General features: G+C 70.3%; 24 protein-coding genes. 13 read left to right on the top strand and 11 right to left on the bottom strand.

The annotated features are described in order from the left end of the window. Position 1 precedes the first annotated feature (1 nt). Positions 2 to 1,567 (bottom strand): ABC transporter substrate-binding protein, encoded by a 1,566-nt coding sequence (locus tag HYQ63_RS02505; RefSeq protein WP_179932288.1) that lies wholly within the window; start codon positions 1,565 to 1,567, stop codon positions 2 to 4. 121 nt (positions 1,568 to 1,688) lie between these two features. Further along, the gene (locus HYQ63_RS02500) at positions 1,689 to 2,081 is read right to left on the bottom strand and encodes a hypothetical protein (RefSeq protein WP_179932287.1); all 393 of its coding nucleotides are present in this window, start codon (positions 2,079 to 2,081) and stop codon (positions 1,689 to 1,691) included. A gap of 196 nt (positions 2,082 to 2,277) precedes the next feature. Here HYQ63_RS02500 and HYQ63_RS02495 point away from each other — a divergent pair, with 196 nt between their 5' ends. After that, a complete protein-coding gene (locus tag HYQ63_RS02495; RefSeq protein ID WP_179932286.1) occupies positions 2,278 to 2,523 on the top strand; it encodes a hypothetical protein in 246 nt (81 codons plus the stop codon). A gap of 2 nt (positions 2,524 to 2,525) precedes the next feature. Here HYQ63_RS02495 and HYQ63_RS02490 read toward each other — a convergent pair whose 3' ends face one another. Next, positions 2,526 to 3,146, bottom strand: a complete 621-nt coding sequence (locus tag HYQ63_RS02490) for an L-threonylcarbamoyladenylate synthase (protein WP_179932285.1) — start codon at positions 3,144 to 3,146, stop codon at positions 2,526 to 2,528. Positions 3,147 to 3,155: 9 nt separating this feature from the next. Beyond that, entirely contained in the window at positions 3,156 to 3,641 is a 486-nt protein-coding gene (locus tag HYQ63_RS02485) for a glycosyl hydrolase-related protein (RefSeq protein WP_373689014.1), read from the bottom strand. Between HYQ63_RS02485 and HYQ63_RS02480 the strand changes: the two genes are divergently transcribed. Continuing rightward, positions 3,613 to 4,803 carry an ROK family protein gene (locus HYQ63_RS02480; protein ID WP_373689012.1) on the top strand — a complete coding sequence of 397 codons (1,191 nt, stop codon included), beginning with the start codon at positions 3,613 to 3,615 and terminating at the stop codon, positions 4,801 to 4,803. The two genes, HYQ63_RS02485 and HYQ63_RS02480, sit on opposite strands and share 29 nt — an antisense overlap. A 10-nt stretch (positions 4,804 to 4,813) precedes the next feature. On the opposite strand, the gene HYQ63_RS02475 is transcribed toward HYQ63_RS02480, so the two are convergent. Both HYQ63_RS02475 and HYQ63_RS02470 read right to left on the bottom strand, forming a co-directional pair. Further along, positions 4,814 to 6,862: a SpoIIE family protein phosphatase gene (locus HYQ63_RS02475; RefSeq protein WP_257231550.1), complete on the bottom strand. Its 2,049-nt coding sequence runs from the start codon at positions 6,860 to 6,862 to the stop codon at positions 4,814 to 4,816. Between the two features lie 170 nt (positions 6,863 to 7,032). Further along, entirely contained in the window at positions 7,033 to 7,632 is a 600-nt protein-coding gene (locus HYQ63_RS02470) for a short chain dehydrogenase (RefSeq protein ID WP_179932281.1), read from the bottom strand. A 69-nt stretch (positions 7,633 to 7,701) separates the two neighbouring features. Between HYQ63_RS02470 and HYQ63_RS02465 the strand changes: the two genes are divergently transcribed. Further along, on the top strand, positions 7,702 to 8,556 hold the full coding sequence (locus HYQ63_RS02465; RefSeq protein ID WP_179932280.1) for a LysR family transcriptional regulator: 855 nt from the start codon (positions 7,702 to 7,704) through the stop codon (positions 8,554 to 8,556). Positions 8,557 to 8,563: 7 nt separating this feature from the next. On the opposite strand, the gene HYQ63_RS02460 is transcribed toward HYQ63_RS02465, so the two are convergent. From HYQ63_RS02460 to HYQ63_RS02450, 3 genes are read right to left on the bottom strand one after another with little or no spacing between them, the layout of a single operon-like run. Continuing rightward, positions 8,564 to 9,421 (bottom strand): class I SAM-dependent methyltransferase, encoded by an 858-nt coding sequence (locus HYQ63_RS02460; RefSeq protein ID WP_179932279.1) that lies wholly within the window; start codon positions 9,419 to 9,421, stop codon positions 8,564 to 8,566. 21 nt (positions 9,422 to 9,442) lie between these two features. Continuing rightward, entirely contained in the window at positions 9,443 to 9,790 is a 348-nt protein-coding gene (locus HYQ63_RS02455; protein ID WP_179932278.1) for a glyoxalase/bleomycin resistance/extradiol dioxygenase family protein, read from the bottom strand. 1 nt (position 9,791) lies between these two features. Beyond that, positions 9,792 to 9,971 carry a ribbon-helix-helix protein, CopG family gene (locus HYQ63_RS02450; protein ID WP_009712330.1) on the bottom strand — a complete coding sequence of 60 codons (180 nt, stop codon included), beginning with the start codon at positions 9,969 to 9,971 and terminating at the stop codon, positions 9,792 to 9,794. 165 nt (positions 9,972 to 10,136) lie between these two features. On the opposite strand from HYQ63_RS02450, the gene HYQ63_RS45840 reads away from it, so the two are divergent. Next, a complete protein-coding gene (locus HYQ63_RS45840; protein WP_370443954.1) occupies positions 10,137 to 10,214 on the top strand; it encodes a 50S ribosomal protein bL37 in 78 nt (25 codons plus the stop codon). Between the two features lie 121 nt (positions 10,215 to 10,335). Here HYQ63_RS45840 and HYQ63_RS02445 read toward each other — a convergent pair whose 3' ends face one another. Continuing rightward, a complete protein-coding gene (locus HYQ63_RS02445) occupies positions 10,336 to 11,367 on the bottom strand; it encodes a LacI family DNA-binding transcriptional regulator (RefSeq protein ID WP_179932277.1) in 1,032 nt (343 codons plus the stop codon). Between the two features lie 220 nt (positions 11,368 to 11,587). On the opposite strand from HYQ63_RS02445, the gene HYQ63_RS02440 reads away from it, so the two are divergent. The 5 genes from HYQ63_RS02440 (at position 11,588) to HYQ63_RS02420 (ending at position 16,716) form a co-directional block, all read left to right on the top strand. After that, entirely contained in the window at positions 11,588 to 12,613 is a 1,026-nt protein-coding gene (locus tag HYQ63_RS02440) for a sugar ABC transporter substrate-binding protein (RefSeq protein ID WP_179932276.1), read from the top strand. A 198-nt stretch (positions 12,614 to 12,811) separates the two neighbouring features. Beyond that, positions 12,812 to 12,949 carry a hypothetical protein gene (locus HYQ63_RS02435; RefSeq protein WP_179931890.1) on the top strand — a complete coding sequence of 46 codons (138 nt, stop codon included), beginning with the start codon at positions 12,812 to 12,814 and terminating at the stop codon, positions 12,947 to 12,949. Positions 12,950 to 13,000: 51 nt separating this feature from the next. Continuing rightward, positions 13,001 to 14,443 (top strand): sugar porter family MFS transporter, encoded by a 1,443-nt coding sequence (locus HYQ63_RS02430; RefSeq protein ID WP_257231548.1) that lies wholly within the window; start codon positions 13,001 to 13,003, stop codon positions 14,441 to 14,443. A gap of 51 nt (positions 14,444 to 14,494) precedes the next feature. Then, a complete protein-coding gene (locus tag HYQ63_RS02425) occupies positions 14,495 to 15,691 on the top strand; it encodes a Gfo/Idh/MocA family protein (RefSeq protein ID WP_179932275.1) in 1,197 nt (398 codons plus the stop codon). A gap of 26 nt (positions 15,692 to 15,717) precedes the next feature. Then, entirely contained in the window at positions 15,718 to 16,716 is a 999-nt protein-coding gene (locus HYQ63_RS02420; protein ID WP_179932274.1) for a sugar phosphate isomerase/epimerase, read from the top strand. Between the two features lie 105 nt (positions 16,717 to 16,821). Here the strand turns inward: HYQ63_RS02420 and HYQ63_RS02415 are convergent, their stop codons facing one another. Continuing rightward, on the bottom strand, positions 16,822 to 17,766 hold the full coding sequence (locus HYQ63_RS02415) for a methionyl-tRNA formyltransferase (RefSeq protein ID WP_179932273.1): 945 nt from the start codon (positions 17,764 to 17,766) through the stop codon (positions 16,822 to 16,824). A 246-nt stretch (positions 17,767 to 18,012) separates the two neighbouring features. Here HYQ63_RS02415 and HYQ63_RS02410 point away from each other — a divergent pair, with 246 nt between their 5' ends. From HYQ63_RS02410 to HYQ63_RS02395, 4 genes are read left to right on the top strand one after another with little or no spacing between them, the layout of a single operon-like run. After that, on the top strand, positions 18,013 to 19,383 hold the full coding sequence (locus tag HYQ63_RS02410; protein ID WP_179932272.1) for a lysine N(6)-hydroxylase/L-ornithine N(5)-oxygenase family protein: 1,371 nt from the start codon (positions 18,013 to 18,015) through the stop codon (positions 19,381 to 19,383). Between the two features lie 17 nt (positions 19,384 to 19,400). Beyond that, positions 19,401 to 20,459 (top strand): iron ABC transporter permease, encoded by a 1,059-nt coding sequence (locus tag HYQ63_RS02405; RefSeq protein WP_179932271.1) that lies wholly within the window; start codon positions 19,401 to 19,403, stop codon positions 20,457 to 20,459. Beyond that, positions 20,456 to 21,520 carry an iron chelate uptake ABC transporter family permease subunit gene (locus tag HYQ63_RS02400; protein ID WP_179932270.1) on the top strand — a complete coding sequence of 355 codons (1,065 nt, stop codon included), beginning with the start codon at positions 20,456 to 20,458 and terminating at the stop codon, positions 21,518 to 21,520. The genes HYQ63_RS02405 and HYQ63_RS02400 overlap by 4 nt, the downstream gene beginning before the upstream one ends. A 39-nt stretch (positions 21,521 to 21,559) precedes the next feature. Beyond that, positions 21,560 to 22,408, top strand: a complete 849-nt coding sequence (locus tag HYQ63_RS02395) for an ABC transporter ATP-binding protein (RefSeq protein WP_179932269.1) — start codon at positions 21,560 to 21,562, stop codon at positions 22,406 to 22,408. Positions 22,409 to 22,492 lie beyond the last annotated feature (84 nt).

Genomic DNA, 22,492 nt, shown 5'->3' with positions numbered 1-22,492 from the left:
GTCAGTGGTTCCCCGCCTTCACGGGACGGACCTCGGCCAGCCGCATCTCGTCCCCGGTGGCGGAGTCCGGGCGGTACCGCACCGAGGGCGACAGCCCGAGCAGCCCGCGCATATGGGCCAGGTAGGCGTACTGCGCCACCTTCTCGTTCTGGTAGGCGAGCACCTCGGCGAAGGCCCTCTGGCGGGCCTTGCCGGACAGCGCGTTCGCCGCGGCGATGCGCCGGTCGAGCCGCGGGGTGCCGAAGGTGGACTGGGGGCCGTCGCTCAGCAGGTACTGACTGGTGGTGAAGGCCGCGTCCCCGGCCTGGTTGCCGTGCATGATCAGCAGCGCTATCGGCCCGACGCCGCGGGGGAGCGGGCGCAGCTGGTACTGGAGGTGGGTGGCGGTGTCCGCCATCCGGATCCGTACGTTCAGCCCGATGCGCGCCATCTGGTACTGGAGCGCCTCGGCCACCTCCGCGATCCCGGCGAACTGGCCGTTGCGCGCGACGAGGGTGATCCGCCGCTCGACCGGGACGCCGTCGGCGGCCGCCCGCTCGACCAGCGCGCGGGCCGCGGCCACCCGGTACGGGGCGGTGGCGAGGCCGTCGTCGTGACCCACCACGCCGGGCGGGACGAGTTGCGCGGCGGGCTTGGCGAGTCCCCCGAGCAGGGCGTCGACGATGCCCGTGCGGTCGACGGCCATGCCGATCGCCCTGCGCACCCGGATGTCGTTCAGCGGTGCCTCACGGCCGTCCAGCCGCAGGGCGGTCGTCTCGTTGTTGGGGTAGGCGACGGTGCTGTCCTTGGACGCGTCCACGGGGTCCAGCGCCGTCGCGATGTCGGCCTCGCCCTTGTCGATCATCGCGGCACGGACACTGGCGTCGCTGCGCCACACATATCGGGCGCGGGGGTAGGCGGGAGCCTTGCCCCAGTACGTGTCGTTGCGGGCAAGGGAGATCGAGACCCCGGTTTCCCACTTCCTGACGGCGTAGGGGCCGGTCCCGACCGGTACGCGCACCTTGGCCCGGGTGTCGGTGGTGCGCGGCACGATCTCGATGAAGCTGAGCCGCAGCGGGAGGATGGGGTCGGCCTTCCGGGTGGTGACGGTCAGCCGGGTGGGGCTGACGGCGCGCACGTCGAGCTTCTCGTCGCCGAAGACATAGCCGTCCACGTTGCAGGCGAGGTCCGAGTTGACGGCGCGTTCGATGGAGAAGGCGGCGTCCTCCGCGGTGAACGGCCGCCCGTTCTGGAAGGTGACGCCCGAGCGGATGCCGAAGGTCCACGTCGTGGGCTTCGTCTGCCGCCAGCCGGTCGCCAGCAGCGGTTCCAGCCTGCCCGATGTGGGGTCCCGTTCCACCAGCGGTTCGGTGACGTTCGAGCGGACGACGACTCCGGTCGCGGTCAGCGACGACTCGCAGGGCTCCAGCGTCGGGGGTTCCTGGGTGAGCACCACCCGCAGCGTGCCGCCGCCCGCGCTCCCGGCATCACCGGCGGCGTCGCTGTTCGCCACGGCACACGCGCTGGTCACCAGCATCGTCCCCGAGACCACAAGGGTGAGCACGGTGCGCGCCCGGTCGGATCTCATCCTGGCCCCCGAGACTGTCTACATGTGCGTACTCAATCTGCATTTATAAACGCCGAAGCTAAGGCCGAGGTGGTGGGGCGTCAAGAGATTTGACGGAAGGCGCAGTTGAGTAAAACGAGGGTCACGCCTCATCCGGGCGGCGAGCGGTGGTGAGCACCCCCGTGAACGCGGCGAGAAACGGGCTGTCGTGGGCTCCGGCGGCCTGAGCCTCCAGCCCCACCTCCGCCATTCCGCGCGCCGCCAGCTCCAGCGGGATCTTCCGCCCCGCCAGCGGCTGGGGAAGCGCACGCTCCAGCAGATCGTCCAGGGGGCGCACCAGCGCGTCGTCGTCACGCCCGGCCTGCGGACCGCGTCGTACGAACCCTCTTCCAGCTCCGACGTCTCGAGAGCCGTGTGGAGCCAGGTGAGGTTGGGCGGCGACGGGACGGCGCGCTGCCGTGCCGTGCGCAGCAGATCCGGCGCGCAGCGGGTCGCGGAACCCTTCGTGCAGGTCGGCCTTCGGGGCATCGGTCATGGCTGGTCCTCACGGCGTCGGTCAAGAAGCTGGGACCGGTGGAGCCATTCGCTCCAACGGTAGCCCGCGAGGCCCCGATTCGGCCGGTGCCGGGACGCCGTGTGTGAAGGGGGTGTGATCGCCGGACCCTGCCTGCTCAGCGGGGCGGCGGATGACCTTAGACTGCCCTCGTCTTCAAGTCGATCAGGAGCACCACATGCAACGCCGCCTCGCCCCCGCCCTCGCTCTCGTGGCCGTGACCGCCCTCGCACTCACCGGGTGCGCACAGGACTTCGAGAAAGGGCCGGAGGGGAAGGTCACCGAGAAGGTGAAGGACGGGAAGAAGTTCTATCTGGTCGTCGATCCCGCTAAGGGGGGCGAGGAGAAGAAGTTCCGGGTCAGCAAGTACGACTACCACGACTGCAACCGGGGCTCGAAGTACCCCAAGTGCATCGACGGTTAGTCCTACTCGAACCGCGCGGTGTCGCCCGCTCCTCGGCGTACGATCTGGGCTTCGCCGCCGGAGAAGTCGATGACCGTGGTCGGCTCGGTGCCACAGTCTCCCGAGTCGACCACGGCGTCCACCACATGGTCGAGCCGCTCCTTGATCTCCCAGCCCTGCGTCATCGGCTCGTCCTCGCCGGGCAGCAGCAGGGTGCTGGACAGCAGCGGCTCGCCGAGGTCGGCGAGCAGCGCCTGAGTGACGGCGTGGTCCGGAATCCGCACCCCGACCGTCTTCTTCTTCGGATGCGGCAGCGCCCGCGGCACGTCCTTCGTGGCGGGCAGGATGAAGGTGTAGCTGCCGGGCGTCGCCGCCTTGATCGCGCGGAACACGTCCTTGTCGATGTGCACGAACTGACCCAGCTGCGCGAAATCCTGGCACACCAGGGTGAAGTGGTGACGGTCGTCGAGGTTACGGATCGACCGGATCCGGCTGATGCCGTCGCGGTTGCCCATCTGGCAGCCCAGCGCGAAGCAGGAGTCCGTCGGGTAGGCGACAAGCGCGCCGGAGCGGATCCTGTCGGCCACATTGCTGATCGTGCGCGCTTGAGGATTGTCGGGGTGCACATCGAAGTACTTCGCCATCTGCCGAGCCTAATCGATCGCCGGGAACATGCGCAGAGTGATGATCTGGAAAGGGCGCAGGGAGAGCGGCACCGCACCGTCGTCCGACACCTCGAACGCCGCGTGACCGTCCGGCAACGGGCGCTCCAGCAGGTCGACGGCGACGGCCGAGGCGACCCGGAACCCCGCGGTGACCGGGGACCGCGCCCGTCGGCCCAGCGCCTCGTACAGCCGTACCACCACCGCCCCCGAACGGTCGTCGGCCAGCTTCACCGACTCCACGACCACCGGATCGCCGTCCACCGCCACGAGCGGCGCCACCGCCGAGTCACCCGGCACGGAACGCTCCGGCAGGTTGATCCGGTACCCCTCGCGCACCGCCTCCGCGATGCCCGCGCCGGGGACGAAGGCGTACCGGAAGCGGTGCACACCCTGGTCGGTGTCCGGGTCGGGGAAGCGCGGCGCGCGCAGCAGGGACAGCCGTACGGTGGTCGTCGTACCGCCGTCCGAGGCCACCGGCCTGACCAACCAGACCGTCTCCAACGTGGTGCGCCGGCTGCTCGACGAGGGGCTGATCCAGGAGACCGGCCAGGCCCCGTCCCGCGGCGGCAAGCCGCGTACGCTGCTGTCGCTGCGCCCGGAGGCCGCGTACGCCGTCGGCGTCCATCTCGACCCCGACACCACGGTGGCCGTCCTGCTCGACCTGTCCGGCCGGGTGCTGCGGCGGCGCAGGCTGCGCACCTCCTCCGAGACCGACCCGAACCGGCTGGTGCGGGTGGTGGGCCGCGGAGTGAAGGCGCTGATCAGGGAGTCGGGCGTGGAGCCCCGCCGGGTGCTCGGACTGGGCGTGGCCGTTCCCGGGCCGATAGACAGCCGCCGTGGCATGGTGCTCGACCCGCCCAACTTCCCCTCCTGGCACCACGTACCGCTCGCCGACCTGCTGGCCGAGGCCACCGGGCCGCCGGTGGTGATGGACAACGACGCCACTGCCGCCGCCATAGGGGAGCGCTGGGCCGGAGGTGCGAACCGGGCGGGCGACTTCCTCTTCGTCTACCTGGGCGCCGGGATCGGTGGCGGGATCATGCTCGCCGACTCGGTCCTGCGGGGAAACTCCGGCAATGCGGGGGAGTTCGGCCATGTCGTGGTCGAGTCGGGCGGGGCCGCGTGCCACTGCGGTGCACACGGCTGCCTGGAGGCGTACGCGGCACCCCACGCGGTCCTCGCGGCCTTCGCCGCCCAGCACGGCAGGTGCGAGGCCGAACGGCTCGGCCTGACCCTGGACCCGAAGCGGACACGTGCCGACTGGGGCAGGCTGTGTGCCGCGGCGGCGAAGGGAGATCCGCACGCCGCCGAGGCGGTCGACCGGGCGGCGGAGCGCATCGGCCGCGCGGCGGTGACCGCGGTGAACCTGCTCGACGTCCGCCGTATCGTGATCGGCGGCGAGGCGCTGCACGACATCGAGGAGACGGTCTGCCGCGCGATGGACACCTGGGTCAACGACCGCTCCATCGCACGCGCCGTACGCACCATCGCCATCGAGCCGAGCCTCATCGGAGACGCGGTCGGCGCCGTCGGCGCGGCGTCGCTGGTGCTGCACAGCGCCTACACCCCGGGCTGGCACCTGCTCCTCGAGGCCGGGGCCCAGGACGCGGTCCCGCCGGCTGCCGTATCGGGGTGAGTTCGGCCGCTCACTCCGTGACCGGCAGCATCTGCTCGCACCAGATGGTCTTTCCGGCGGTGGTCTGGCGCGTTCCCCAGTTGTGGCTGAGCTGGGCGACGAGCACCAGGCCGCGGCCGCCCTCGTCGTAGGCGAGGGTGCGGCGCAGATGGGGGGTGGTGCTGCTGGCGTCGGACACCTCGCAGATCAGCTTGCGGTCGCGGATCAGCCGCAGCCGGATCGGTGCGGCGCCGTAGCGGATGGCATTGGTGACCAGCTCGCTGACCAGCAGCTCGGTGATGAAGGCCATGTCCCACAGCCCCCAGGTGTCGAGCTGCTCCACGGCCAGCTTCCGGGCCTGCACGACCAGGGCCGGGTCGGCGGCGATGTCCCAGCCGGCGACCCGGTCGGGGGTCAGGGCGCGGGTACGGGCGAGCAGCAGGGTGATGTCGTCCGCCGGGCGGTCGGCAGCCAGTGTGCGCAGAACGGTGTCGCAGGCCGCGTTCAGTGAGGCGTCCGGCACCGACAGCGCGTCGCACAGCTTGGTCAGCCCCGCGTCGATGTCGCGGTCGCTCGCGCGCACCAGACCGTCGGAGTACAGGGCGAGTACGCTGCCCTCGGCCAGGTCCAGCTCGGTGGTCTCGAACGGGAAGCCGCCCAGGCCGAGGGGCGGGCCGGTGAAGCCGCGCATCAGGTCGGCCCGGCCGCCGGGGGTGACGAGGACGGGCAGCGGATGGCCGGCCGACGCCAGTGCGCAGTGCCGGGAGACCGGGTCGTAGACCACGTACAGACAGGTCGCTCCCAGCCCGCCGGTGGTCTCCGTGTCCGTGTCCTCTTCGTCCTCTTCGGCGGTGGTGTCCCGTTCGTCATCGGTGAGGTGGATGATCAGGTCGTCGAGGTAGGTGAGGAGTTCGTCGGGCGGCAGGTCGACATCGGCCAGGGTGCGCACGGCGGTGCGCAGCCGTCCCATGGTGGCGGAGGCGTTGATGCCGTGGCCGACCACATCCCCGACGACGAGCGCCACGCGGCTGCCGGACAGCGGGATCACATCGAACCAGTCGCCGCCCACTCCGGCCCGCGAATCCGCCGGAAGATAGCGGGACGCCACATCGACTGCCGTCTGCTGGGGCAGATGCCGGGGCAGCAGATTGCGCTGGAGCGCCAGGGCGGTGGCCCGCTCACGCGTGTAACGGCGCGCGTTGTCGATGGCCGCTGCGGCCTTGGCGGCCAGCTCCCGAGCGTCGGACAGGTCGCTGTCGGTGAAGGGCCGGGTGTCCCGCGTACGCCAGAAGGCGACCATCCCCAGCACGCTGCCCCGCGCCCGCAGCGGAGCCGTGATCAGCGAACGCATGCCGTGGTCCAGCACCGCCCCGGCGGGCTCGGGGACCAGCGCCTGCCAGTCGACGCAGGCCCGCAGGTCGGGTTCGATCCTCGCCCGCCCGCAGGGCGAACCACGGGCCCGCGGATCGCACAGGGCAAGGCGGGGCGGCCCGCCCTCGGGGAGCAGCGGATGGTCCCGGCGGACCCCGGCCACGGCCACCCGACGCACGTATGTGGCACCCTCCGAGGGCATCTCCTCCCCGGCCAGGACGCACACCGCCAGATCGACGGTGACGAAGTCGGCGAACCGGCCCACCGCCACCTGCGCCAGCTCCTGCGCGGTCCGCTCCGCGTCGAGGGTGGCGCCGATGGCCGTGCCCGCGTCGTGCAGCAGCTTGAGGCGGTCGTGCGCCGACCGTGCCCGATCCCGCTGGCTGAGGGCGCGAACCGCCAGCTCCGAGACGGCGAGGCTGATGGCGAGCAGCAGAGCTGCCGTCCAGCCCTCCTGGGCGCTGGTGACGGACAGCGCACCCCACGGGCGGGTCAGGAAGAAGTCGAACCAGAGGGTGGCCGACAGCGCCGCGACCACTCCGGCGCTCCGGTACCCCAGGGCCGCCACGGCCACCACCACCGCCACCAGCACGAGAGCCGCGTCGGTCGGGGGGAAGACGGTACGGAACGGCACCAGCAGCAAGGAAACGATCAGCGGCCCCACCAGGGCGAACGCTATCGCTGTCCGGATGTTGCTCAGCCAGCGCACATCATGCCACCTACCCACCCGAATGCGGATTTACCACATCGGGCGCGGGCGGTTCGGGGGCGGGGAGAACCCGGTGGCGTGGACGATGAACAGCCCGGACGAGCTGGTACCAGCTGGGGAAGGGCAGCAGGAGCAGCGCGCTCACGACGAGTGTGACCTGTGCTGAGTCCTCACTCCAGAATGTAGACCTGCCCCGTCTGGCCGCCTTCGACGGACCGGACGTAGGCCTGGGCCACCTCGGCGAGGTCGACCGGCCGGATGCCGGGGAAGAAGTCCCCGTACTTCTCCAGGGATTCGGTGAAGACGGTCGGGCTGATCGCGTTGATCCGCTGCGGGGCGATCTCGATGGCCGCCGCGCGCACGAACGCCTCGACGGCGCCATTGGCCATCGACGCCGCGCTGCTCGTCGGGATCGGGTCGCGCCCCAGCACCCCCGTGATCAGCGTGAACGAGCCGCGCTCCGCGACACGGGGGACGCCCTGCCGCACCAGCTCGATCTGGTTCAGCACCTTTCCGTGGAAGGCGGACCGATAGTCCTCGGGGCTCATCTCCAGGACCGGCTTGTACGGGACGTCGCCCGCCGTGCCGACCACGGCGCCCACCGACCCCGCGCGCTCGTACATCTCCGTGACCTGCGCGGGATCTGCGATGTCGTACCGCAGATCACCGCCGGTCCGCCCGACGGTGATGACCTCATGGCCGCGTCCGGTCAGCGCCTCGCCAACGGCCGTACCCAGCTTGCCGGTTGCTCCGATCAGAAGGATCTTCATGGCCGGGACGCTACGCGCGGCTCCTCGGCGAGGGAAATGTCCGCCGCGCGCCATCTATGCTCCGGGGTTATGAACGTGGAGCTGCGGCACCTGCGCGTCCTGGCCGCGATCGGAGACGAAGGCACCTTCACCGACGCGGCGGCGGTCCTGCGCATCAGTCAGCCCGCCGTCTCCCGCACCCTCGACCAGTTGGAACGCCGGACCGGCACCCAGCTCGTCGAACGCACCACCCGCCACCTCGCCCTCACCGACGCCGGAAGGCGGCTCTGGGAACACGCACACCGCATCCTGAGCCAGGTGGAGACCGCGCTGGCGGACATCACGACCGGTTCGGGCCCGCTGCGGGTCGGCTTCGCCTGGGCCGCGCTCGGCCGCCACACGGTGCCACTGTTGCGCGGCTGGCGCCAGGACCACCCGGACACCCCGGTGCAGGTCCATCGCCGGGACGACCCGGAGACCGCACTGCGCCACGGGCAGATCGACGTGGCGTTCCTGCGGACGGAGCCGTCGGGGAACACCGGCCTGCGGTCCTTCCCCCTCTACGGCGAACGCCGCGTGGCCGCGGTGCCCGAGACCGACCCGCTGGCGCAACTCCCGGCCGTGCGGCTGGCCGACCTCGCCACGCGCGCGGTCGCGCTCTGCGCCACCGCCAGCACCACCACTGCCGACCTCTGGCCGCGCGGCCAGCGCCCGCAGACCTTCGACGTCGCCAACGTCGACGAGTGGCTGACCGCCATCGCGGTCGGCGACGCCGTGGGGGTCACCGCGGAGGGCACCGAACACAGCCACCCGCACCCCGGCATCCGGTATCTCCCGGTGTCCGACGCCCCGCCCCTCACCGTCCACCTGGTCCTGCCCGACGCCCCCACGCACCCCGCGTCCCACGCCTTCCACGACCATGTGACACGGCTCCTCGGGGATTGACGAGGCGTCAGACGGTGGCCAATAGCAGATCCTCACCACTCGACGGGCGGAGACCATCGGTGCGGTCGGCGAAGTAACGCCCGGCGTGCGATGCCCCCGGCACATGGCGGGCGTCCCGGAAACCGGCTTCGCGGGCGAGGGCCAGCATCTCCTGCGGGGTGTAGAAGCTGAGGAACGGCGTTCCCGATGCCCGCGCGCCCTCCTCGCTCGCCCGCAGGCCGGGGCGGTCGGCGTCGTCGACGAGTTCGGTCGGCAGCAGGAACGTCATGGCGAGCGTTGAGCCGGGGGCGAGTCCGGCGACCCGGCGGAGGGTGGCGGTGGTGGCGTCCTTGGTGAGGTACATGCTGACGCCGGTGGAGACGATGACCGCCGGCTGCCCGGGATCGAAACCGGCGGCGGCCAGCCGCTCCAGCCAGGAGCCGCCCGCCTCGAAGTCGAACGGCACCAGGTGCAGCCATTCCGGGATGCCGTAGCCGAGTTCGGCGAGGCGGCGGCGCTTCCATGCCTGGGGGCCGGGCTGGTCGACCTCGAAGATCCGCAGCCGGGAGGCGATCTCCGGCCTGCGCTGGGCGAAGGTGTCCAGGCCGGCGCCCAGGATGACGTGCTGGCCCACCCCGCGCCCGGCCTGCTCGGTGATCAGGTCCTCGATGAACCGGGCGCGCGCCACCATGGCCGCCCGGAACCCACTGGTGGTCTGCGGGTCCATGTCCGGCCGGTCCCGCCAGTCGTCCCCGGGGGCCGCCAGCCGCAGCCCGATCTCGTCCTCGACCACGTGTGGGGGCGCGTCGACCCGGACGTGCATGGCCCGCCAGAGCGCGGTCCGCACCGCGCTGCTGTCCGGCGCCTCGAACTGCTCGTCTGCCATGGTGTTCCCCTTCGCCGTGGGTCAGTTCCCGGCGGGAGCCTGGAGGCTCCACACGCGCCCGTCGGGGTCGCGGACGGTCATCTCCCTGGTCCCGTAATGCGTGTCCTCGAATGGCGTGACCACCTCGACGGCCGCCGGATCGGGGCGGAGCGCGTCCGTGTCGGGCACCTTCAGCACGATCCGCGTCTCGGGCTCCTGGTCCTCGGGGACCTCGGCGATGAACACGTAAGGCCCGTCGCCGTTGCGGAGTTGGCCGGAGCTGTGGTCCGTCGCGAACTCCAGCTCGTAGCCGAGGGTCTGGAAGAACTTGGCCGCCTTGCCCCAGTTGTGTGTCGTCAGGAACACGGCCTCGATGCCTTCGGTCGCCATGTCAGGTCTCCTGCTCGCTCGATTGCTGCCCGGATTCGTCGGCGTCGTCGAGATAGGCGCGCAGTGCGTCGGCGACCAGCGCCGACAACGACATGCCCGACTCGATGGCGCGGTACTTGACCTGCTTGATCAGCCCGATCGGCAGGTACACGTTGAACTGCTTGACGTCCTCATCACCCACATCGGCGATGCTAGCATCCTAGCAAGCTAGGCCATCGCGTGAAGATGGCGTGAGGTGCTTCACAATGAAGGGTGACGCGTGGCGAGCTGGGTACGCGCGCCATGATCACCACGTGGAACACCGAAGTGATCGGTACAGGTAGAGCATCGTTGGAAGGAGGGCGACATGTCGTCGAAGCGACGTCGCAAGAAGAAGGCCCGTCGTAAGAACGGCGCCAACCACGGCAGCCGCCCCCAGTCCTGATCTGAGGCGCTCTGCCGCGTGGCAATGAGGGACTCCCGGTGCGCAGGGCGCGCCGGGAGTCCCTCGTTTTTGTGCGGAGCTTTGTGCGGAGCTCTTGTATGGAGCCCTTGTGTGGAGCGGGTCAGGCGGGCTCGGCCACGGTGCCGCGGACGACGAGTTGCGGACTCAGGACGACCTCGCGGGCGTCGGTGCGGCCGTGGTCGAGGCGTTCGACGGCGGCGGCCACCGCGTGCCGGGCCTGCTGCTCGGCGTTCTGGCTGACCGTGGTCAGGTTGAAGCAGCTCAGCCGGGAGAGGGTGTCGTCGTCGTATCCGGCCACGGACACCTCGCCGGGGACGGCGACACCGGCGCGGGAGAGGGCGGCCAGGACGCCGATGGCGCACTGGTCGTTGAAGGCCACCACGGCGGTGGGCAGGGTGGCGCCGTCGAGGAGGTGGCGGGCGGCGCGCTCACCGGCCGCCTCGGTGTTGTCGCCGCGCAGGACGTTGATGTGCGGGTCCAGGCCGTGGCGGCGCATGGCGGTGCGGTAGCCGCGGCGCCGGTCGGTGGCGATGACGCCCTTGCCGCCGTCGACGTAGGTGATCGCACGGTGGCCGAGCCCCACCAGGTGGTCGACGATCTGACCGACCCCGTCGTCGTCCGCGGTGCGGACCACGTCCAGCTGCTCGTCGGTGATCCGGCGGCCGACGACGATCACCGGGGCCTTGCGGTCGAGGGCGGCGAGGGTGTCGGCGGGGGCGGTCGGGCCGAGGAGGATCAGGGCCTCGCTGCGGAAGGCCAGCAGCGTATCGACGGCGGTGTGCTCGTCGCGGGTCCGGGTCAGGGTGCTGAGGACGAGGTCGTAGCCGACCTCTTCGGCGGCCGTGTGGAGGTAGTCGACCACTTCGGCGTGGTACGGGCTGTGGACGTCGACCATGACGCCGAGCAGCCGGGTGCGCCTGCTGGCGAGCAGGCTGGCGGTGCGATCCGCCTGGTAGCCCAGCTCGGCGGCGGCTTTCAGGACCCGCTGCCGGGTGCGCTCGCTGGGGCCGGACACCCCGCGCAGCACCAGGGAGACGGACGCGGTGGACACGCCTACGCGCGCCGCCACGTCCTCCAGTCGGGGGCGCTTGTTCGCACCGTTCTGGCGGCGCTCGGAATCGGCATCGTCCACCTGTACCTCCCGGACAGCGATCTCCTCGCACAACGCCCTTGACACGCTCTCGAAACGAGTCGATAGTACCAGCACTTAAAGCGCTTTAATCGCTCTTGGCCACTTCTGGTCACCCCGGCGAAGCCGGCTCGCGAGTACGGCACCGTACGGGCGCGTGCGCCCGGCTTCCCTCCGCTCTCCCTCCCGTCCCCTTCCAATTGCGCAGTGAGGTGCACGAGCCATGAACCGCGTCTCCCTCTCCCGCTCCCGCTCCCGAAGAGCCGTTCCCGTCGTGGCAGTGGCCGCATCGGCCGCCCTGATCCTCGCGGGCTGTTCCAGCAGCTCCGGCGGGAAGAAGGCCGCAGAGGCCGGTAACAACGTGTCCGGGGGCAAGGCCTCCACGCCCCGCATGACGATCGCGATGGTCACTCACGCCCCCGCGGGCGACACCTTCTGGGACACCATCCGCAAGGGCGCCCTGGCCGCCGCGGCCAAGGACAACGTCAAGCTCATCTACTCCAGTGACGAGAACGCGGGCGACCAGGCCAACCTGGTGCGGAACGCGATCAACCAGAAGGTCGACGGCATCGCCGTCACCCTGGCCAAGCCGGACGCCCTGAAGGCCGTGGTCGCCAAGGCCGAGAAGGCCGGTATCCCGGTCGTCGGCTTCAACGCGGGCCTGTCCGCCTGGAAGGAGCAGGGCCTGTTGTCGTTCGTCGGCCAGGACGAGTCCGTCTCAGGCCGGGCACTCGGCAGCAAGCTCAACACCACCGGCGGCAAGCACGCGCTGTGTGTCATCCAGGCCCAGGGAGACGTCAACCTCGAAGAGCGCTGCGACGGGGTCAAGAAGACCTTCCGCGGCAAGACCGACATCCTCTACGTCAACGGCACCGACATGCCCTCGGTGAAGTCGACGATCAAAGCCAAGCTCTCGCAGGACAAGTCCATCGACGAGGTGGTCACGCTCGGCGCCCCGATCGCGCTCACGGCCACGCAGGCGGCGTCCGAGGCGGGCAGCAAGGCGAAGGTCGCCACCTTCGACCTCAACAAGGACCTCATCTCCGCCATCGAGAAGGGCAGTGTGCAGTTCGCCGTCGACCAGCAGCCCTACCTTCAGGGCTACTTGGCGGTCGACTCGCTGTGGCTCTACAAGAACAACGGCAACTACAGCGGTGGCGGCGAGGAACCCGTGCTGACCGGCCCGGCCTTCGTCGACAAGTCCAACGTCGACACCGTCGCCACGTTCGCCGCGAAGGGCAACCGGTGATGAGCGCAGCCCAGCAGGCAGCCCCGCCGGTGACCACGCCACCGGCGGGGGCGTCCGCCCCGGCAGGGTGACCCGCGTCAGCGTAGAGACAACCTATTGACATGACATTTACGCGAGGGCATCGTACTCGCTGAAGGTGCTTTTAAAGCGCTTTAATTCCGCCACCCCCGGGCCGCAGAAGCGAAGGGAAACCGCCCTATGCCGTTGGAAGTGCTGACCATGGGCCGGGTGGGAGTGGATGTGTATCCGCTCCAGACCGGCGTGGTGGCCGTCGGCAACCTCGAGGGGTGCGAGGTGGCGACCGGCGAGCGCGAACCGTACGCCGCCGCCGACTGACGCATCGCAGGAAACCCACTACGCCCGCACACCAACCAGTAGGAGGTGGCCATGGACGTCAGGGACGACACGCCCCAGGCCCCCGCACACGGCACCGCAGTCACGGACCACGCCTCGCCGGAGGTCTACCGGAGACTGCGCGTCATCACCGTCATCGCCACGTTCGGCGGACTGCTCTTCGGCTACGACACCGGCGTCATCTCCGGCGCGCTGCCCTTCATGGCCCTCTCGGCCGAGCGGGGCGGACTCGGACTCACCCCCCTGACCGAGGGGATCGTCGCGTCCTCCCTCGTGGCGGGCGCCGCGTTCGGCGCCCTGTACGGCGGGCGCCTCTCCGACCGCTACGGGCGCAAACGGGCGATCCTCGGGCTCGCCGTGCTGTTCTTCATCGGCGCCCTGGGCACCGCGCTGGCACCGGACCTCGTGGTGATGGTGCTCTTCCGGGTCCTGCTCGGGCTCGCCGTCGGCGGCGCGTCCGCCACCGTGCCGGTCTTCATCGCCGAGCTGGCCCCCGCCGCACACCGCGGCCGCCTGGTGACCCAGAACGAGCTGATGATCGTGACCGGCCAGCTCCTGGCGTACACCTCGAACGCGGTCATCGCGAAGACCATGGGCGAAGGCGGCGTCTGGCGCTGGATGCTCGCGCTGGCCACGATCCCGGCCGTGCTGCTGTGGATCGGCATGCTGTTCGTTCCCGAGTCACCGCGCTGGCTCGCCTCCCGCGGCCGCTTCGACGACGCGGCCCGCACCCTGGGCCTCATCCGCGACCCGGAGGCGGTCGAGCCGGAGTTCGCCGAGATCAAGCGGCGCGTCATGGCCGACGCCGAGGAGCCCCGGGCCAGTTGGGGCGATCTGCGCACACCGTGGGTACGGCGCCTGGTGATATTCGGCTTCGCGCTCGCCACGCTGACCCAGCTCACCGGCGTCAACTCGATCATGTACTTCGCGCCCACGATCCTGCTGGACACCGGACTCGGCACCCAGGCCGCGCTGACCGCCACCATCGCCAACGGTGTCGTCGCGGTGCTCGCCGTCTCCACCGGCATGTGGCTGCTCGGCCGGTACGGGCGGCGCCCGATGCTGCTCACCGGACAGATCGGCGTCACCGCGTCCCTGGTGCTGATCGCCTTCTGTTTCCTGGTCCTGCCCGAGTCGGCCGCCCGCAGCTATCTCGTCCTGGCGTCCATGCTGACGTTCCTGCTGTTCATGCAGGGGTGTGTCGCGACCGTCTTCTGGCTGATGCTTTCCGAGATCTTCCCGCTCCGTCTGCGTGGATTCGCGATGGGCATGGCCGTGTTCGGCACCTGGACGGCCAACTTCGTGGTGACCCTGGCCTTCCCGCCGCTGATCGCCGCGGTCGGCGGTGCCACCTTCCTGCTCTTCGCGGCGGTCAACACCGTCACCATCTTCTACTACCTCCGCACCGTCCCCGAGACGCGAGGCCGCTCGATGGAAGCCATCGAGGCCCACTTCCGCGGCCAGTCCGCTGCCTGACCACCACTCCACGTCGACCTGACCACCCCCACACGCTGAAAGGCACACCCCATGGCCACGTCCGGCAAGCCCCTTTCCGTCGCGGTAATCGGAGCCGGCATGGCCGGCCGCACCCACGCCGCCGGTTACCGCAACGTCAACACGGTCTTCGGGGCCGGCCTGCCGCCGGTCCGCCTGGCCGCCATAGCCGACGCCAACGTCGCACTCGGCGAGGACGCCGCCCGCCGGTACGGCTACGAGAAGGCGCTCCCCAGCTGGGAGGCGGTGGCCGAGGACCCGACGATCGACGCCGTCAGCATCGTCGTCGGCAACGACCTGCACCGCCCGATCGCCGAGGCCCTGGTCGCCGCGGGCAAGCACGTGCTGTGCGAGAAGCCCCTGGCCGGATCGCTCGACGACGCCCGCGCGATGGCCGAGCTGGAGCGCACCGCCGACGTCGTGACGGCCGTCGGATACACCTTCCGGCGCTCTCCCGCCATCTCCGCGGTCCGCGATCACGTCCAGCGTGGTGAGCTGGGCGACCTCACGCTGTTCAGCGGCCGCTACTGGTGTGACTACGCCACCGACCCGAACGGGCCGCTGAGCTGGCGCTTCAAGGGCGGCCCCGGCTCCGGCGCGCTCGGGGACGTCGGTGCGCACGTGATCGACACCGCCGAGTACATCGCCGGTCCCATCGCCGCGGTCTCCGGCGCCTCGCTGTCGACGCAGATCCCCAAGCGCCCGCTGCCGCTGGGCGCGGTCGTCGGCCACAACGCCGCGCCCGTCTCGGATGAGTTCGGCGAGGTCGAGAACGAGGACACCGCGTCCTTCACCGCGCGCTTCGAGTCCGGTCTCGTGGGCACCTTCTCGCTGTCGCGGACCGCCTTCGGGCTGCCCAACGGGCTCGGCTTCGACGTCGTGGGGCTCGGCGGCCGGGCGGCGTTCGACCAGCACCGGCCCGCCGAGTACCTCTTCGACGACGCCCAGCCGGACGCCCGGACACGCGGCGCGCGCCACATCATCGCGGGCCCGCAGATGCCGTACTTCAAGGGCGGCTACCCGATGGAGGCACCGGGCGTGGGCGGCGGCAACGCCGAGATGTTCACCTACCAGGCACGGGCCTTCCTCGACCAGGTCGCGGGCGTCGAGGACCCGCTGCCGGCCTGCGCCACCTTCGCCGACGGGCTGCGGACCATGGAGATCATCCGGGCCGTCGTCGAGTCCTCCCGGCACGACGGTGCCGCCGTCACCATCCCGGCCACCTCCTGACCACCCCCATACGAGGGAGACACCCCATGGCTCTCAAGCTCGGCGCCTACACCGCCTGTCTGCACGACCGCACGCTCACCGAGGCCCTCGACATCCTCGAGGAGAACGGGCTGACCTCCGTGGAGGTCAACACCGGCGGCTTCATCCCCGCCCCCCACTGCCCGGTCGACCTGCTGCTGTCCTCGGCCACCGCACGGGACGAGTACCTGGCCACCTTCGCCGACCGCGGGATGGAGCTCACCGGCCTCAACTGCAACGGCAACCCGCTCAACCCGCTGCCCGGGGTCGGCCCGAAACACGCCGACGACCTGCGCCGCACCATCCGGCTCGCGGGGCTGCTCGGGGTGAAGCACGTGGTGACCATGTCCGGCACACCGGGCTCCGACCCCGACGCCAAGTACCCCTCCTGGGTCGTGAACCCGTGGGACGGCGTCTACATGGACGTCCTGGACTACCAGTGGGGCGTGGCCGTCGAGTTCTGGAAGGAGATCGACGCGCTGGCCCGGGAGAACGACGTCCGGGTCGCCGTCGAGATGCACCCGCACAACCTGGTGTTCTCCCCGGTCACCCTGAAGCGGCTGGTCGACGAGACCGGCGCCACCAACGTCGGCGCGGAGATGGACCCCTCGCACCTGATGTGGCAGGGCATGGACATCGTGGCCTCCATCAAGTGGCTCGGCCCGCTGGTGTTCCACGCCGCCGCGAAGGACGCGACGCTCTGCCCGGGCGCCGACATCCGCGGCGTCCTGGACTCGTCGTTCACCCGCGTGCCCGCCGACGCCCCCGGCAAGGTGCCCACCGGCTACGGCTTCTGGTGCAACGCCTGGCCGGAGAACCCGGCGTGGAAGTTCGTCGCCGTCGGCCTCGGCCACGACAACGCCTACTGGACCGAGTTCCTGCGCGCCCTCGCGGAAGTCGACCCGGACATGGCCGTGAACATCGAGCACGAGGACGCGGCCTACACCCAGACCGAGGGCCTCGCCCTGGCCGCCAAGAACCTGCACAGCGCCGCGGCCGACCTCTGACCGCACCGCGTACCTGACACCCGTGGCCGCGTACCCGCATGAGCGGATACGGGGCCACGGCTCGTATCGGCCCTTGTTTCCGGACCGAGGAGTGATATCGGCGGCTCAGGGGTGGCTGGTCAGGTACCCGCCCATGGAGGTGAAGTACTCGGTGGCGGCCATCTCGTGGCCGTCCTCGGTGCGTACGCGCGTGATGGCCAGGCCGTGGTTGCGGCCGGTGCGGGCGTCGGCTCCGGCGACGATCACGACGCCGTCGCCCTCGCGGTAGAAGATGCGGCCGGGAGTGCCGCCGTACCGCCCCTCGGACACGACCGCGGCCAGGATTTCGAGGCGCTTGCCCTTGTGGAAGGCGTAGGTGCTGGGGTACGGCTCGGACTGGGCGCGCACCAGGCGTTCGAGGTCTTCCGCGGGCCAGGTCCAGTCGATGCGGATGTCCTCGACGGACCGCTTGTGGAAGAAGCTCGCCTGGGACCGGTCCTGCTTGGTGAACTCCGTCTGCCCGGTGGCGATGAGGTCGAGCGCGCCGATCGTGACCGGGGCGATGAGGTCGACGGTCTTGTGGAACAGGTCGGTGGCGGTGTCCTTCGGGCCGACCGGGACCGCCTCCTGCCGGACGATGTCGCCGGCGTCGAGTTCGTCGTTCATCATGTGAGCGGTGACGCCCACTTCGGTCTCGCCGTTGATCAGGGCCCAGATCAGCGGGGAGAACCCGGCGTACTTCGGGAGCAGCGAGTCGTGGACGTTCAGCGTGCCGCGGCGGGGCAGGTCGAAGATGCGCGGCGGGATCCACGTGCGCCAGTTGTTCGCCACGATGATGTCCGGGTCGGCCTCCTTGAGGCGCTCGAACAACTCGTCGTCGGGGCGGTTGCGGATCAGCACGGGGACGCCGTGCTCCTCGGCGAGGTCGGCGACGGAGTCGCTCCAGATCTTCTCGTACGCGTGCTCGCTCTTGGGGTGCGTCACGACCAGTAAGACGTCGTGTTCGGAGTCCAGGAGGGCTTGCAGGGTGCGGTGCCCCCAGGTCTGGTAACCGAACATGACGACCCGCATGGGGTTCCTCCTCGAAGCAGGGGATGACCGGGGAAAAGTAAAGCAAGGCTTACCTTATTCCGCAACGGACCCATGTGATCTCTTAGTTGGCGAGTACGGACATCCGATTCCCCGTCGTGACCTATCGACAGCCCCGCGGGTTTAGCTTAGGCTCGCCTAAGTTGTGGGCTGTCGCTCCGTCGGCGTGCCCACCCTTCGCACCTTCCGCACGCCTGACAGGCGATTGCCCCGCACGATGGGAGTGACATGTCACGGGTTCTTCCTGGTGACGCATTGCCGGTCCGCGACTTACCGGTCCACGACCTCATTGGCATCGGCTTCGGGCCGTCCAACGTGGCCATGGCGATCGCACTCGGTGAGCACAACGCACGCGTCGGCGGACACGAGGCGGTCAGCGCTCACTTCTTCGAGCAGCAGCCGCGCTTCGGCTGGCACCGTGGCATGCTGATCGACGACGCGACCATGCAGGTGTCCTTTCTCAAGGACCTGGTGACGCTGCGGAACCCGGCCAGCGAGTTCAGCTTCCTCTGCTACCTCCAGAGCAAGGGGCGGCTGATCGACTTCATCAACCACAAGAACCTCTTCCCGCTGCGGGTGGAGTTCCACGACTACTTCGAGTGGGCCGCGGCCAAGGTCGAGGACATGGTGTCCTACGGCCACGAGGTCGTCGGCGTCGCGCCCGTCGTCCGTGACGGGGCCGTGGAGTACCTGGACGTGACGGTCCGGTCGGGGGAGGGTCTTGAGGTCCACCGGGCCCGCAACCTCGTCATCGGTACCGGGCTGCGCCCCCTCATGCCGGAGGGCGTGGAGCGCGGTGACCGCGTCTGGCACACCTCCGAGCTGCTGGCGAAGGCCGACGGACTGGAGGGCACGTCGCCCTCCCGGTTCATCGTCGTGGGCGCCGGGCAGAGCGCCGCCGAGAACGTCGCCTACCTGCACCGCCGCTTCCCCGGGGCCGAGGTCTGCGCGGTCTTCTCCCGCTACGGCTACAGCCCCGCCGACGACAGCGGCTTCGCCAACCGGATCTTCGACCCCGAGGCGGTCGACGACTACTTCGCCGCGCCCGAGGACGTCAAGCGGCAGCTGATGGACTACCACGGCAACACCAACTACTCCGTGGTGGACATCGACCTGATCGACGACCTGTACCGGCAGATGTACCGGGAGAAGGTCCTCGGCGCCGAGCGGCTGCGCTTCCTCAACGTGTCCCGGCTCACCGACGTCAAGGAGACCCCCGCCCAGGTCCGCGCCACCGTGAGGTCCCTCGTCACCGGCGAGGAGACATTCCTGGACGCGGACGTCGTGGTCTTCGCCACCGGCTACAGCCCCGTCGACCCCATCGGCCTCCTCGGCGAAGTGGCCGACCGCTGCCTCCGCGACGACGAGGGCCGCGTCCGCGTCGAGCGCGACTACCGCATCGCGACCGATCCCGGCCTGCGCTGCGGCATCTATCTCCAGGGCGGTACGGAGCACACGCACGGCATCACCTCGTCCCTGCTGTCCAACACCGCGATCAGGGTCGGCGAGATCCTGGACTCGCTCCTCGACCGGGGCGTCACGTCCGCGTCCGGTGAGGCCCGGCCGGTCGCCGACGGAGTCGGCAGCACGGCGCGGTAGGGATGACGTACTGAGACATGGGCACGACTGCAATCGAACGCCCCGTATCCGGGGGCACCACAGAGGTCCGTCGGCGGCGGGGGGTGGGTCTGGGCGCGCTCGTCGTCGTCCTCGCGGCCGTGGCGGCGGTGTCGCTGGCCGTCGGCGCGCGCGCGTTGAGCCCGGCCGAGGTGTGGCACGGGCTGTTCGCCGGGCCGGACCCCGACCAGCGGCTCACCGAGATCAGGCTCATCGTGCGGACCGTGCGGGTGCCCCGGACGGTGCTCGCGATCGTGGCGGGCATCGCGCTGGGGGTCGGCGGGGCGCTGATCCAGGGATATACGCGCAACCCGATCGCGGACACGGGGCTGCTGGGGGTGAACTCCGGCGCCTCGTTCGCCGTGGTGTCGGTGATCGCCGTGTTCGGGTTCGCCGATCCGTTCCAGTACGTCTGGTTCGCCTTCCTGGGGGCGGCGGTCGCCGGAGTCGTCGTGTTCGGGCTGGCGAGCATCGGCCGGGGCGCCGGCAATCCGCTGACGCTCGCCCTGGCCGGGCAGGGGATCACGGTGTTCCTGGCGGCGATGACCACGGCGGTCGCGCTGTCGGACCAGAAGTCGCTGAACGCGCTGCGGTTCTGGAACGCGGGCTCCGTGGCCGGTGTCGGATTCGACGTCATCTGGCCGGTGACCGCGTTCATCGCGGTCGGGCTGGTGCTGGCACTGATCACGCTGCCCGCCATCAACCTGCTCAACCTGGGGGACGACGTGGCGCGGGGGCTCGGGGTGAACATCGCGCTGAGCCGGACCGTCGGCATCGTCGCCATCACCCTGCTGGCGGGCGCGGCGACGGCGGCGTGCGGGCCCATCGCGTTCCTCGGGCTCATGGTGGCCCACGTGGCGCGGTATCTGACCGGGCCGGACTATCGCTGGCTGGTGCCGTACGCGGGTCTGCTCGGGGCCGTCGTACTCCTGGTCTGCGACATCGTGGGCCGTTTGGTCGTGCGGCCGGGGGAGTTGGAGGCGGGCGTGGTCGTGGCCCTCCTGGGCGCCCCGTTCTTCGCGGTTCTGGTGTGGCGCGGAAAGTTCAAGGAAGCATGAGCGGAACAGAGGTGAAGCGATCGGTGGTCGCGCCGGGTGTGCGGCTCGGCCAGGTGTCGTTCGTGTGGCGGCCCTGGCTCGTATGCGTCACGCTGCTGCTGGTGGCGGCGACCTTCCTGGTGTTCTGCCTGTCCATCGGCGTCGGGGAGTTCCCCATCGGGCTGTCCCGGGTGATCGCCACGGTCCTCGGCGGGGGCGAGCGGGTCGACCAGTTCGTCATCATGGACCTGCGGATGCCACGTGCCCTGGCCGGGCTGGTCGTGGGGATCGCGCTGGGGGTGTCCGGGGCGCTGACGCAGTCCATCGCGCGCAATCCGCTGGCCAGCCCGGACATTCTGGGGATCACCGGCGGCGCCGGGGCGGTCTCGGTGTTCCTGGTGACGGCGTCGGGCGGGGCCGCCGCGGCGGTCGAAGGCACCGTGGGCCTGTCCGCGGCGGCGCTCGCGGGCGGGCTCGGCACGGGGCTGCTGGTGTACTTCCTGGCGTGGCGGCGCGGGATCGACGGCTTCCGGCTCATCCTCATCGGCATCTCGGTGAGCGCCGTGATGGAGGCGATCACGACATGGCTGCTGGTCACGGCCGACATCAAGGACGTGGCCCGGGCTCAGGCGTGGCTGGTCGGCTCGCTGGACGACCGGTCGTGGGGCGAGGTCCGGACGGGCACGTGGTGCACGCTCGTCCTTCTGGTCGTCGTGTCCTGCGTCGCGTTCCAGTTCAAGCCGCTGCACCTGGGCGACGAGGTCGCCGCGGGCCTGGGCGTCCGGTACACGGCGGTACGGGCCGTCCTGCTGCTGTGCGCGGTGCTGCTGGCCGGTGTGGCGGTGAGCGCGGCGGGCCCGGTCCCGTTCGTCGCGCTGGTGGCGCCGCAGGTGGCGATGCGTCTGGCCAGGTGTCCGACGCCGCCGCTGGTGGCCTCCGGCATGGTGGGCGCGTTGCTGCTGATCGGCGCGGATCTGGTCGCGCGCACGGCACTGCCGATCGCCCTCCCGGTCGGCGTGGTCACCGCCGCGATCGGCGGCCCCTTCCTCGTCTATCTGCTGGTGCGGGCGAACCTCAGATAGATGGCAAGAAATTGGGCAATCCTGAATACAGGGGGACGTGTGAGCACCGAGTGCATCACCGAGATCGAGTCCGGGGCCCAGGGCCTCGCACGGCTGGCGGCCAAGGGCGTCACGGTCGGGTACGGCGGCCGGAACGTCATCGACGGCCTGGATGTGGCGATCCCGCCGGGCGTGATCACCACGATCATCGGCCCCAACGGCTGCGGCAAGTCAACCCTCCTGCGCACCCTGACGCGGTTGCTCAAGCCGTCCAAGGGGACCGTCGTGCTGGACGGCGAGGACATCGTCAAGCTCAGGACCAGGGAGGTGGCGAAGAAGCTGGGCCTGCTGCCGCAGGCTCCCGTCGCGCCGGAGGGTCTGACGGTGGCCGACCTGGTCGCCAGGGGCCGTCATCCGCACCAGAGTTGGCTGCGGCAGTGGTCGTCGGACGACGCCGGTGTCGTGGAGCGCGCGCTGGCTATGACGGGGGTGTCGGATCTGGCCGACCGCCCGGTCGACTCGCTGTCCGGCGGGCAGCGTCAGCGCGTGTGGATCTCGATGACCCTGGCCCAGGGCACCGATCTGCTGCTCCTCGACGAGCCGACCACCTACCTGGATCTGGCACACGCGATCGACGTGCTCGACCTGGTGGACGACCTGCACGAGTCGGGCTGCACCGTGGTCATGGTGCTGCACGACCTCAACCTGGCCACGCGGTACAGCGACAACCTCATCGTGATGCGGGCGGGTTCGATCCTGGCGCAGGGACATCCGCGCGACGTGATCACGGCCGAGTTGCTGGATGAGGCATTCGGGCTGCGTGCCGCGGTGGTTGACGATCCGGTGGGCGAACGGCCGCTCATCGTGCCGATCGGCCGCACGCACGTTCAGCTCGACCAGATCCCGTAAGGAATGTGCAAGTAAGGCTAGGCTAGCCTCACTTGCCCGGGATAAAGTGTGTCTGCCCTGAGACAGGGCGTAACGGACAGCGCG

The sequence above is a fragment of the Streptomyces sp. Rer75 genome (assembly GCF_013414305.1).
Lineage (GTDB): Bacteria > Actinomycetota > Actinomycetes > Streptomycetales > Streptomycetaceae > Streptomyces > Streptomyces himastatinicus.
Note: the sequence above shows the minus strand (reverse complement) of the source record. Positions and strands in the feature narration are given on the sequence as shown.

Excerpts from the sequence above, each read along its gene's own strand:
- HYQ63_RS02505 (WP_179932288.1), bottom strand. The coding sequence starts at position 1,567 with ATGAGATCCGACCGGGCGCGCACCGTGCTCACCCTTGTGGTCTCGGGG.
- HYQ63_RS02500 (WP_179932287.1), bottom strand. The coding sequence starts at position 2,081 with ATGACCGATGCCCCGAAGGCCGACCTGCACGAAGGGTTCCGCGACCCG.
- HYQ63_RS02495 (WP_179932286.1), top strand. The coding sequence starts at position 2,278 with ATGCAACGCCGCCTCGCCCCCGCCCTCGCTCTCGTGGCCGTGACCGCC.
- HYQ63_RS02490 (WP_179932285.1), bottom strand. The coding sequence starts at position 3,146 with ATGGCGAAGTACTTCGATGTGCACCCCGACAATCCTCAAGCGCGCACG.
- HYQ63_RS02470 (WP_179932281.1), bottom strand. The coding sequence starts at position 7,632 with ATGAAGATCCTTCTGATCGGAGCAACCGGCAAGCTGGGTACGGCCGTT.
- HYQ63_RS02465 (WP_179932280.1), top strand. The coding sequence starts at position 7,702 with ATGAACGTGGAGCTGCGGCACCTGCGCGTCCTGGCCGCGATCGGAGAC.
- HYQ63_RS02460 (WP_179932279.1), bottom strand. The coding sequence starts at position 9,421 with ATGGCAGACGAGCAGTTCGAGGCGCCGGACAGCAGCGCGGTGCGGACC.
- HYQ63_RS02455 (WP_179932278.1), bottom strand. The coding sequence starts at position 9,790 with ATGGCGACCGAAGGCATCGAGGCCGTGTTCCTGACGACACACAACTGG.
- HYQ63_RS45840 (WP_370443954.1), top strand. The coding sequence starts at position 10,137 with ATGTCGTCGAAGCGACGTCGCAAGAAGAAGGCCCGTCGTAAGAACGGC.
- HYQ63_RS02440 (WP_179932276.1), top strand. The coding sequence starts at position 11,588 with ATGAACCGCGTCTCCCTCTCCCGCTCCCGCTCCCGAAGAGCCGTTCCC.
- HYQ63_RS02435 (WP_179931890.1), top strand. The coding sequence starts at position 12,812 with ATGCCGTTGGAAGTGCTGACCATGGGCCGGGTGGGAGTGGATGTGTAT.
- HYQ63_RS02430 (WP_257231548.1), top strand. The coding sequence starts at position 13,001 with ATGGACGTCAGGGACGACACGCCCCAGGCCCCCGCACACGGCACCGCA.
- HYQ63_RS02425 (WP_179932275.1), top strand. The coding sequence starts at position 14,495 with ATGGCCACGTCCGGCAAGCCCCTTTCCGTCGCGGTAATCGGAGCCGGC.
- HYQ63_RS02420 (WP_179932274.1), top strand. The coding sequence starts at position 15,718 with ATGGCTCTCAAGCTCGGCGCCTACACCGCCTGTCTGCACGACCGCACG.
- HYQ63_RS02415 (WP_179932273.1), bottom strand. The coding sequence starts at position 17,766 with ATGCGGGTCGTCATGTTCGGTTACCAGACCTGGGGGCACCGCACCCTG.
- HYQ63_RS02410 (WP_179932272.1), top strand. The coding sequence starts at position 18,013 with ATGTCACGGGTTCTTCCTGGTGACGCATTGCCGGTCCGCGACTTACCG.
- HYQ63_RS02405 (WP_179932271.1), top strand. The coding sequence starts at position 19,401 with ATGGGCACGACTGCAATCGAACGCCCCGTATCCGGGGGCACCACAGAG.
- HYQ63_RS02400 (WP_179932270.1), top strand. The coding sequence starts at position 20,456 with ATGAGCGGAACAGAGGTGAAGCGATCGGTGGTCGCGCCGGGTGTGCGG.